Below are 9,036 nucleotides of genomic sequence, written 5' to 3'. Positions count from 1 at the left end.
TTGTGCTGAATGACTGGGGGTAATAAACGAGCATCGGAATATTTCATATGCTTCAAATATAGTTTTAAAGGTAGTGATAGTCAACTAATTTATGCACTTACTAATAATGACTTTTTATCAGAGAGATAAAATATTTATGAATAGCTGTACTCTGGGTCAGTTCAGGATGAAAAGTCGCTCCCAAATGCATTCCTTGCTTTACCAGCACGGCTTCTCCTTGATAAGTCGATAAAACCTCAACCTCCTTACCATACTGATGAATGCGTGGTGCTCTAATAAAGGCTGCAGCCACATCCTCAGCTTGAGAAGAACTCAAGTTAGCTTTTAGATTGGCAATAAAGGACTCATACTGACGGCCAAAGGCATTACGCTCTACAGAAACATTTATAATGCCTAAGGGCTGCATAGGGTCGGCAATTATTTCTTGGGACATCAAGATAAGCCCTGCGCATGTACCAAAAAGAGGCCTTAGCTGAGCAAATTGCTTTAAAGGATGAGACATTTGAATGAAATCAATTTGACGTTTTATAGTGGTGGATTCTCCTCCTGGAATAATCAACCCATGGCACCTACTTAAATCCTCAGGCTTGCGCACCGCGACAGCTTTCACATTTAAAGAATGCACCATATCTATATGCTTAGAAAAAGCACCTTGTAGCGCCAAAACACCAATAGTGGTCATTTACCATCCTCTTTGGGCCAACAAATCTTCTTTTCTTATCTGTTGAATATCCAGTCCTTTCATAGCACTTAGCAGGCCCATAGAAATTTTTGCTAACATCTCGGGGTCATTGTAGTAAGTAGCCGCGCCTACAATTGCTTTTGCTCTTTGGGAAGGATCCTCTGATTTAAAAATACCCGAACCTACGAATACACTCTCAGCCCCCAGCTGCATCATTAGGGCCGCATCAGCTGGATTAGCTATCCCACCGGCAGCAAAATTAGGAACTGGCAGTTTACCTTTTTCAGCCACTTGTTTAACGAGATGGTAAGGGGCTCCCAAGCGTTTAGCTTCAGCCATCAGCTCGCTATTATCCATGGTGGTCAGTACGCGCATCTCCCGGTTAAGGGTGCGCAAATGGCGAACAGCCTCAACAATATTTCCTGTGCCAGCTTCACCTTTAGTACGTATCATAGCAGCGCCTTCTCCTATGCGGCGAAGAGCTTCTCCTAAATGACGGCAGCCGCAGACAAAAGGGATCCGAAACGCATGTTTATCAATATGATTTTCTTCATCAGCAGGCGTTAACACCTCACTTTCATCAATGAAATCCACAAATAGGGCTTCAAGAATTTGAGCTTCTACAAAATGCCCAATACGGCACTTAGCCATTACGGGAATGGAAACCGCTTCTTGAATTTTATGGATAAGCTCAGGCCCTGACATTCTAGCTACACCGCCTTGCGCCCGGATATCTGCTGGAATACGCTCTAAGGCCATCACAGCAACCGCCCCTGCATCCTCTGCAATTTTTGCTTGCTCTGGCGTGGTAACGTCCATAATAACGCCCCCTTTTAACATTTCTGCCAGCCCTACTTTGACTGCAAAAGAACCAGTTCCTGGATGAGCATTGCCATTTTTCAACATACAAGTGAACTCCATAGTAAAATTTCAAGTGACTTTTGAGAAGCTTTAAGCCAGATTTTATCTGTTTGCCTGCATTTAAGCAAATAAGGAAATAGACTTTTCAATAGATCTTTAGTATTTTTCAAAAAAAAGAGGAATCATTAAAGCTGGTGGAATTTAAATGCCACCCTTTCTATCTCCTTTTAATTTTATAGTTCGCTAAAAGGATTGGCGGCCTGGCCAAAAGTATTTCCTTTCTTACGGCGCTTAATTTCGGAGCGGATAGAAAACAACAAATCTTGGTCAAAATCTTTATTAGCTGCCCACAAAAGAAACTGAAGCGGCACTTCGGTAATAGGCCTTCCTTTATGTTTACCTAAGGGCATAATCTTCATTGAAACAGGGCGAGAGAGAAGATCGAAAACTTGCTCAACCGTTTTATAAGGTTTTACCAAGTATTTAAATACATCCATATTTACAACCACATCATTCATGGCACGATGAGCGCCTTCTTCTTGAATATTAAAATGTTTACGCAGCTGTTCAAGGGAATTAATGGGACTCTCACCATAGTGACGTGCTAAACGCAGAGTATCAATATAGCGATTGTGTTGGATATGGCAAGGAATGTTAGCCCGAGCTGCAGAAGCAGCAATGACTTCCATATCAAACTTAATTCCATGTCCTACTAAAATATCATTACTAACGAATTTGAGAAACTCCGGAAGGTACTCATTAATTTTAGGCTTTCCTTGCACCATCTGCGGCACAATATGATGAATAGCAATCGATGTTTCAGGAATTTCACATTCAGGGTCAATTAAGGATTCACACTGCGCTAAAACTTGCTCTACAGTAAATCGTACAGCCGCTACTTCAATAATACGATCCCTTTGGGGATCTAATCCAGTAGTTTCACAATCTAAGCAAACAAACGTTTGCGTGTGTAATGGCTTCATGCTAGTTCATCCTCTATTGCTTCTGTCAGCATTTTTTGTAATTCTTTACGGCCCACATTTTTAGTTGCTGAATAAAAAAGATGGTGGATATTATCGATGCCAAAAGCTTTTAAAATTTTATCTGCATTAGCTTTTTTTTTCATTGGTTGAGATTTTATCTACTTTAGTAAAAACAAGGATCATAGCTTTTTGATAATGAATTACCCATTCCAAGAAGCGCCGATCGTCCTCATTAGGCATGCGACGAATGTCAAAAAGAAAAAGAATTAATTTAAGTGGTTCTCTTTCCTTTAGATAGCGCTCTACCATCGGCCCCCATAATTTTCTGGTGGAAAGAGGGACTTGAGCATATCCATAGCCGGGTAAATCCACAAATACTAATTTTTCATCGATTACAAAGAAATTCAGCGCTTGAGTTTTACCCGGTACAGAGGAAGTTTTTACTAAACCTTTGCTACCAAATAAATGGTTAAGCAAGCTAGATTTTCCTACGTTAGAGCGCCCAGCCACCGCTACTTCAGGAAGTAAATTTCCTCCATCATCTTTAAGGATGGGATAATCTTTAGGCCCCATAGCTGTTTTTATAAAACGTGCCTTAGCAAATGCATAAGCATTCATGAATCTATCCTTATGATACGCGTACTTTCGCTCTCATGCAACAATGTAATTTTAAGACAAGAAGGAGGTAACAAAGGGGCTATCTTCTCTGACCACTCAATGCAGCATATTCCCCCCGCAAAAAGCATATCCTCAAATCCCATGCTCAAAAATTCATCCGCATCGCGCAAGCGATAAAGATCGAAATGATAAACAGTACGATGGCCTTTATAGATATTTAGATAGACAAAAGTGGGACTGTTAACTTGCTGAGGGGTTATGCCAGCGGCTCCTGCTGCCAATCCTTTGACAAAAGTGGTTTTGCCAGCTCCTAATTCTCCAAATAAACAAACAATACTGCCATTAGGCAGCTGGCTACCTAAGTCATACCCTTGATTTATAGTTTGTTCTACGGTATGACAAGTATGAAGATTCATTCCTATTCAAGCCACTGAGCTACAGAAGAGGAAAATTCTTCAAATTCAGCCAAAGCTTCTACAAAACTTGCAATTTTATCTTCCACAAGCTGACTCTGAATAAATTCTAAAAAATGCTCTTCTAATTGAAAGCGATTTTGATTTTGCACTTCCATTAAAGATAAACGTTTGAGATAATGTTGTTTAAAATCTTTGATCACAGCTTCTTTTGTATTAAACAATTTACCACTTAAGACTGACGAATAAACGACTTTAGTAATGGGTTCTTTAGGTTTGAATTTAGCAGCATAGCTTTTGATTACCTCGGGATCATCGGAAATAAAGAAACGTTTTACCCGCAAGCCGTTAACTCTTTCCGTATTTTCTGGGCATTTAGAGACCCAATCATAAATAGCATCTTGTGGATTAGGATGAGTATTATCTCCAAATACTTTTCCGGTAAAAGGACAGATGTAAATCTTTTTAGTTTGCTCATTTACACTCAAATTACTAAAACCTATCTTGATTTCAGTTTCGTGCCACAATTGGTGTTGTTGTTCAACATACTTGACGGCATCCTCTGCACTTTGGTAGATTATCTTGTCTTTTGGAAATAGGACAGGGCGTAGGTTAAATTTTTTTTCTACGTAAAAGAGATATGTAGTCACTAGCTCAGCAGATTGATTCTCTTTTAAAAACTGTTCTAGTTCGCTTTTTATCTCTTCTGTTATAACAGTTTGAGCCATCCGGAACCTCTGTAAAGGGAATAATTAAGTATAAATATTTTAATTTATTGCTGGGCTAAGGATAGCTATTAGAGTATTATTAATCAACTCATTTTGAAAAACACCGGGAGGACTAGATGGTGCAAATAAAGGAAGTAAAAATTGATGGATATAAAAAAGTAATCGAGGCTACTGATCCTGGCGCTCACTTACACTGTATGATTGCTATCCATGATACCTCTCTTGGTCCTTCATTAGGAGGTACACGTATTTATCCTTACGCTTCTTCACAAGAGGCTTTAGAAGATGTTTTATTACTTGCTAAAGCCATGACAAGGAAATCTGCTGTAGCCGAACTTGGCACGGGCGGAGGTAAAAGTGTTATCCTAGCAGATCCCTATCAGCAAAAAACAGAAAAACTTCTATTAGCTTTTGCAGAAGTCGTGCATTCTCTTCAAGGAGATTATATAGCCGCCGAAGATGTAGGCTCAGATACAAAAGACATGGCCATTATCCGTCAAAAAACCCCTTACGTTGCCGCCTTGCCTACCCATACTAGCAGCGGCGATCCCAGCCCCTTCACCGCCTGGGGAGTCTATCGAGGTATCCAAGCTGTAGCTCAAAAACTATGGGGAACACCTTCCGTGGCTAATAAAAAAATTCTTGTTCAAGGATTAGGACAAGTCGGTAGCAAGCTTGCCAATATTTTATTTTGGGAAGGTGCTCAGTTGATTCTTTGCGAAGCTAACGAAGCCCGCCTTGAAGAGCATGCTGCTCCTATGGGAGCAAAAACCGTAGGACTCTATGACTACATTCATACAGAATGCGACATTTTCGCACCGTGCGCCATGGGAGGAGTAATTACTGAAGAAATCGTTCCTCATTTAAAATGTAAGGCTATCGCCGGTGCAGCAAACAATCAATTAGCCTCGCCGCTAGTAGGAGAAATGCTTTTGAAAAAAAGAATTTTATATGCCCCTGATTATGTGATTAATGCGGGAGGCTTGATTAATGCTACAGCAGAATTTAATGCAGGAGGCTACAATGCTACTGCAGCACGCGATAAGGTCAATCATATTTACTACCTTCTTCTTAAGCTTTTTGATAAAGCTGAAAAAGAAGATAAGCCTACGACATTTGTTGCGGACGAAATTGCTCAGTACAATCTAACAAATTTAATCGGTCAAAGAAAAAAACCTATCGACTTTAAACATTAACAATAATTTAAGTAATTTCATGTCAAAACAAATGCTCATCGACCATCTAAACGAAGAATTTAAAAAGGCGACTATTTCAGCTTTTCCACATTTAGCTAGCACTCCAGATTTATCTATAGAAATTACTCAAAGTACCCAAGATAAATTCGGACACTATCAATTCAACTCCGCTATGAAGCTTTGTAAAATTCTTCAAAAAAGTCCACGCGAAGTGGCTCAAGGCATTGTACAAAGTTTAAGTGTTTTGCCTAAAGAAAAAATTCCAGTTATTCATCATGTTGAAATTGCTGGGCCGGGTTTTATCAATATATTTATTCATCCCCTTTACCTATCTAAAAGTATTCAAGAGATCCTCGAAGACCCCATGTTAGGAGTTCCCCTACCTATTCAGCAGCGCGTTGTTATTGACTTTTCGAGTCCTAATACTGCTAAGGAAATGCATGTAGGGCATCTGCGTTCTACCATTATCGGCGATTGTATCGCTCGTGTTTTGGAATTTTTGGGACACGAAGTTATACGACTTAATCATATTGGAGATTGGGGAACTGCTTTTGGTATGCTGATAGCTTACATTAAAGAGACAGCTCCTCATGTATTACAAGCCAATAACCCTACTGACTTGTCTCAGCTAGTCAGCTGGTATAAGGCTTCTAAGCAAAAATTTGATAGCGATTTAGAGTTTAAACAAAGAGCCCAAAAAGAAGTTGTAGCCCTGCAAAGTGGAGATACTCTCTCCAGAAGAGCTTGGGAGATGATTTGCTTTATTTCTGAGAAAGCTTATCAAGAGATTTATGATCTTCTCGAAGTAAAAATTCAAACGCGCGGGGAATCTTTTTATAACCCTCTTTTACCAGGAATAGTCAAAGAATTAGAAGCTCAGGGACTAGTTGAAATTTCTCAAGGCGCAAAATGTATTTTTTTAGAGGAATTTCGCAATCGTGAAGGCAATGCTATGCCCCTTATGATTCAAAAATCTGATGGAGGCTATAATTATGATACTACCGATATGGCAGCAATCAAACAAAGAATTTTCGAGGAAAAGGCAGACCGTATTATTATTGTGACGGATGCAGGCCAAAGTCTACACTTTCAAATGATTTTCAAAGTAGCTGAAAAAGCTGGATTTTTAAAGAAGAGAAAGGTGCAGCTTGATCATGTTCCATTTGGACTAGTTTTAGGAAGTGATGGAAAAAAATTTCGTACGCGTTCTGGAGACACAGAAAAATTGATTGATCTGCTTCAAGCAGGCATTAAATATGCTAAAGAGATTTTAATTAAGCGAGATCCTACCTTAGAACCACAAGAGGCTGATCATATGGCCCACATTCTAGGAATCGGTGCCATTAAATATGCCGATTTAGCTTGCCATCGCACTAGCGATTATACATTTAGTTACGAGCGCATGTTGAAATTTGAGGGCAATACTGCCGCCTATTTAATGTATTCTTACGTCAGAATCGCTAGCATCAAACGCAAAGTTAAATTTGAGCCAAAATTAATTAAAAATGTTAAGACCATTCTTTTAGAGCATCCTTCAGAAACAGGTTTAGCATTGCATTTGAAACAGTTTGGAGAAACAATCCATGCAGTTTCGCGTGATCTTTTACCCCACCGCTTAACAGATTACCTCTATACCCTTGCAGAAAAATTCAATGCCTTTTTCCGTGATTGCCGTGTGGAAGGAGTACCTGAGCAAAATTCACGCTTGCTTTTATGTGAAACGACAGCACGTATTTTGAAAAAAGGCTTAAATTTATTAGGTGTCCAAACAGTAGAAAAAATGTGATCTTTTTTAAAAATTAACAGGGGATGTTTACTATTAATAAAGGAGAAAGAAATATGCTGGCAGTATGGCGAAAAAATGGGAGGATTTTTAAAGTTTCTTCTTATCTTCCATTTTTTCTTTCTTATCTTTTAGAGCTACTCTTTAGCTTAACTGCCTCTGTTGAGGGAGCTCAACTTAAGAAATTTATCAATAGGTTAACTTATTGACTAATGGGCGCAGCTTTGACCATGCTGTAAAAAACTGTATAGGCTGGCATCCCTTAGAGAGTTCTATTATGCCATTCTGCCTAAGGAAAAAAAGACAAGTTTTTAATATACAGAATTTAAGGTCTATAGATAATTATACGCTTTGAAAAAAGTCGAGTAGCGCGAGGGGATCACACCCTCACGCTCTCACAGTTCCGTACGTGAGCCTCTCAGCTCATACGGCTCCTATTGCCTAATCGCAGGTATGGGGTGAGTCGACCTGTGGAACTTCCCCACAAGCCTCTCTTAGAACGGTACAGGAACCTCTCAATTCATACCGCTCCCAATTAAGCAAACGCTCCTATCATTCCTTTATTCCAGTGTACAAATAACTCTGGGTTTTCCTTTACTATCTTTCCTATAAAGATAGTCGTTCTTGTTTTATGACCTGCAAGTTCCTTGTATTTACGCATTCCCCAAGCCACTAGTGTCTTATTGAAATGTCTGCAGAATTGGTATAGAGCTGATGGAGAATATTTCCCATAGTATGCCAACCATCCTCTGATAACTGGATTATACATTCTGGCTATATCTCCAAGTTCTAAATCTGTTCTATTTCTTATATTCCATTGCCTAATGGTTGCTTTCATAGATTTTAGCGCCGCTTGGCTTACTGCTGGTGTAAAACTTATAAACATGCTATTTCGTTTACTGTTTTTGACCAGTCTTGGCCGAAAGGTATAGCCTAGGAAATCAAATTTGGTTTCCTCGTACTTTTCCTTACGGCTTCCATCTTTACAGTAAATAATCTTTGTTTTATCTGGATGAAGCATCAAGCTACATTCTTCAAATCTTTTCTTTAGATTTGTTAGAAGGTGTTGAGCCTCTTGTTCTGTGTTACAGTGTATTAATCGTCGAGTAGCGCGAGGGAATCACACCCTCACGCTCTCACAGTTCCGTACGTGAGCCTCTCAGCTCATACGGCTCCTATTGTCTAGTCGCAGGTATGGCGCCCATTTTCCAGTGAGCAAATAGCTGAGGTTCTCGTTTTGCGATCCCTCCCAACCAATGCATTGCCCTTCTGCTGTGGCCTCTTAACTTCTTGTATTTCCTTTCCGCCCACCTTGCTAATGTACGGTTTGCAACATTGAAAATTTGATAGAGTTCTGATTTGTAATATTTACCATAGTAGTTGATCCAACCTCTTATCATGGGATTGAACATTCTTGATAAATCTACAATCTTCTTGTCACTGCGCAGATGCATTTTCCAACTTCTCATCGTACTCGTTATTGCTTTCTTTGCTTTATTGCTTACTGCGGGACTAAAGTTGATGAAGTGCTTTCCATACCGATTCTTTGATCTTCTGGCTCTAAAAGTATATCCCAGAAAATCAAATTTCTCGTTTAGGGATCTTTTTCTTCGTTCATCATCTTTGCAATAGACGATTTTTGTCTTTGCAGGATGCAACTCTAGTTTACATTGAGCTAAGCGTTCTGCAATAGCTTTCTTTATTTCGTTGGCTTGCGCTTCCGTTTGACAGTGAACCACTAGATCATCGGCATAACGCTCGAATGGATTACG

General features: G+C 39.5%; 11 protein-coding genes. 2 read left to right on the top strand and 9 right to left on the bottom strand.

The window, feature by feature from the left end; all coding sequences use genetic code 11:
* Positions 1 to 100: 100 nt before the first annotated feature.
* The 7 genes from pdxT to DB41_RS00815 form a co-directional block, all read right to left on the bottom strand.
* Positions 101 to 682: a pyridoxal 5'-phosphate synthase glutaminase subunit PdxT gene (pdxT, locus tag DB41_RS00840; protein WP_039383329.1), complete on the bottom strand. Its 582-nt coding sequence runs from the start codon at positions 680 to 682 to the stop codon at positions 101 to 103.
* Positions 683 to 1,588, bottom strand: a complete 906-nt coding sequence (pdxS, locus tag DB41_RS00835) for a pyridoxal 5'-phosphate synthase lyase subunit PdxS (RefSeq protein WP_039383328.1) — start codon at positions 1,586 to 1,588, stop codon at positions 683 to 685.
* A 188-nt stretch (positions 1,589 to 1,776) separates the two neighbouring features.
* Positions 1,777 to 2,526 carry a DUF3820 family protein gene (locus DB41_RS00830; protein ID WP_039383326.1) on the bottom strand — a complete coding sequence of 250 codons (750 nt, stop codon included), beginning with the start codon at positions 2,524 to 2,526 and terminating at the stop codon, positions 1,777 to 1,779.
* Positions 2,523 to 2,669, bottom strand: coding sequence for a hypothetical protein (locus DB41_RS12155; protein WP_238578390.1), 147 nt, complete (start codon positions 2,667 to 2,669; stop codon positions 2,523 to 2,525). The genes DB41_RS00830 and DB41_RS12155 overlap by 4 nt, the downstream gene beginning before the upstream one ends.
* Positions 2,653 to 3,144: a ribosome biogenesis GTP-binding protein YihA/YsxC gene (gene yihA, locus DB41_RS00825; RefSeq protein ID WP_238578389.1), complete on the bottom strand. Its 492-nt coding sequence runs from the start codon at positions 3,142 to 3,144 to the stop codon at positions 2,653 to 2,655. Before yihA ends, DB41_RS12155 begins: the two co-directional genes overlap by 17 nt.
* Positions 3,141 to 3,560, bottom strand: a complete 420-nt coding sequence (tsaE, locus tag DB41_RS00820; RefSeq protein ID WP_039383324.1) for a tRNA (adenosine(37)-N6)-threonylcarbamoyltransferase complex ATPase subunit type 1 TsaE — start codon at positions 3,558 to 3,560, stop codon at positions 3,141 to 3,143. The genes yihA and tsaE overlap by 4 nt, the downstream gene beginning before the upstream one ends.
* A 2-nt stretch (positions 3,561 to 3,562) precedes the next feature.
* A complete protein-coding gene (locus DB41_RS00815) occupies positions 3,563 to 4,285 on the bottom strand; it encodes a DUF2709 domain-containing protein (RefSeq protein ID WP_039383323.1) in 723 nt (240 codons plus the stop codon).
* A 116-nt stretch (positions 4,286 to 4,401) separates the two neighbouring features.
* Here DB41_RS00815 and DB41_RS00810 point away from each other — a divergent pair, with 116 nt between their 5' ends.
* Both DB41_RS00810 and argS read left to right on the top strand, forming a co-directional pair.
* Entirely contained in the window at positions 4,402 to 5,481 is a 1,080-nt protein-coding gene (locus tag DB41_RS00810; protein ID WP_039383321.1) for a Glu/Leu/Phe/Val dehydrogenase family protein, read from the top strand.
* Positions 5,482 to 5,500: 19 nt separating this feature from the next.
* A complete protein-coding gene (gene argS / locus DB41_RS00805; protein WP_080502338.1) occupies positions 5,501 to 7,267 on the top strand; it encodes an arginine--tRNA ligase in 1,767 nt (588 codons plus the stop codon).
* 532 nt (positions 7,268 to 7,799) lie between these two features.
* Here the strand turns inward: argS and DB41_RS00800 are convergent.
* Both DB41_RS00800 and DB41_RS00795 read right to left on the bottom strand, forming a co-directional pair.
* Positions 7,800 to 8,285 (bottom strand): group II intron maturase-specific domain-containing protein, encoded by a 486-nt coding sequence (locus DB41_RS00800; RefSeq protein ID WP_052243755.1) that lies wholly within the window; start codon positions 8,283 to 8,285, stop codon positions 7,800 to 7,802.
* A 154-nt stretch (positions 8,286 to 8,439) separates the two neighbouring features.
* On the bottom strand, positions 8,440 to 9,036 hold a 597-nt coding region (locus DB41_RS00795; protein ID WP_039383319.1), incomplete at its 5' end, for a group II intron maturase-specific domain-containing protein.

The sequence above is a fragment of the Neochlamydia sp. TUME1 genome (genome assembly GCF_000813645.1).
Classification (GTDB): Bacteria; Chlamydiota; Chlamydiia; order Chlamydiales; family Parachlamydiaceae; genus Neochlamydia.
This window is presented reverse-complemented; position numbering and strand designations above follow the sequence as displayed.

Excerpts from the sequence above, each read along its gene's own strand:
- pdxT (WP_039383329.1), bottom strand. The coding sequence starts at position 682 with ATGACCACTATTGGTGTTTTGGCGCTACAAGGTGCTTTTTCTAAGCAT.
- pdxS (WP_039383328.1), bottom strand. The coding sequence starts at position 1,588 with ATGTTGAAAAATGGCAATGCTCATCCAGGAACTGGTTCTTTTGCAGTC.
- DB41_RS00830 (WP_039383326.1), bottom strand. The coding sequence starts at position 2,526 with ATGAAGCCATTACACACGCAAACGTTTGTTTGCTTAGATTGTGAAACT.
- DB41_RS12155 (WP_238578390.1), bottom strand. The coding sequence starts at position 2,669 with ATGAAAAAAAAAGCTAATGCAGATAAAATTTTAAAAGCTTTTGGCATC.
- yihA (WP_238578389.1), bottom strand. The coding sequence starts at position 3,144 with ATGAATGCTTATGCATTTGCTAAGGCACGTTTTATAAAAACAGCTATG.
- tsaE (WP_039383324.1), bottom strand. The coding sequence starts at position 3,560 with ATGAATCTTCATACTTGTCATACCGTAGAACAAACTATAAATCAAGGG.
- DB41_RS00815 (WP_039383323.1), bottom strand. The coding sequence starts at position 4,285 with ATGGCTCAAACTGTTATAACAGAAGAGATAAAAAGCGAACTAGAACAG.
- DB41_RS00810 (WP_039383321.1), top strand. The coding sequence starts at position 4,402 with ATGGTGCAAATAAAGGAAGTAAAAATTGATGGATATAAAAAAGTAATC.
- argS (WP_080502338.1), top strand. The coding sequence starts at position 5,501 with ATGTCAAAACAAATGCTCATCGACCATCTAAACGAAGAATTTAAAAAG.
- DB41_RS00800 (WP_052243755.1), bottom strand. The coding sequence starts at position 8,285 with ATGCTTCATCCAGATAAAACAAAGATTATTTACTGTAAAGATGGAAGC.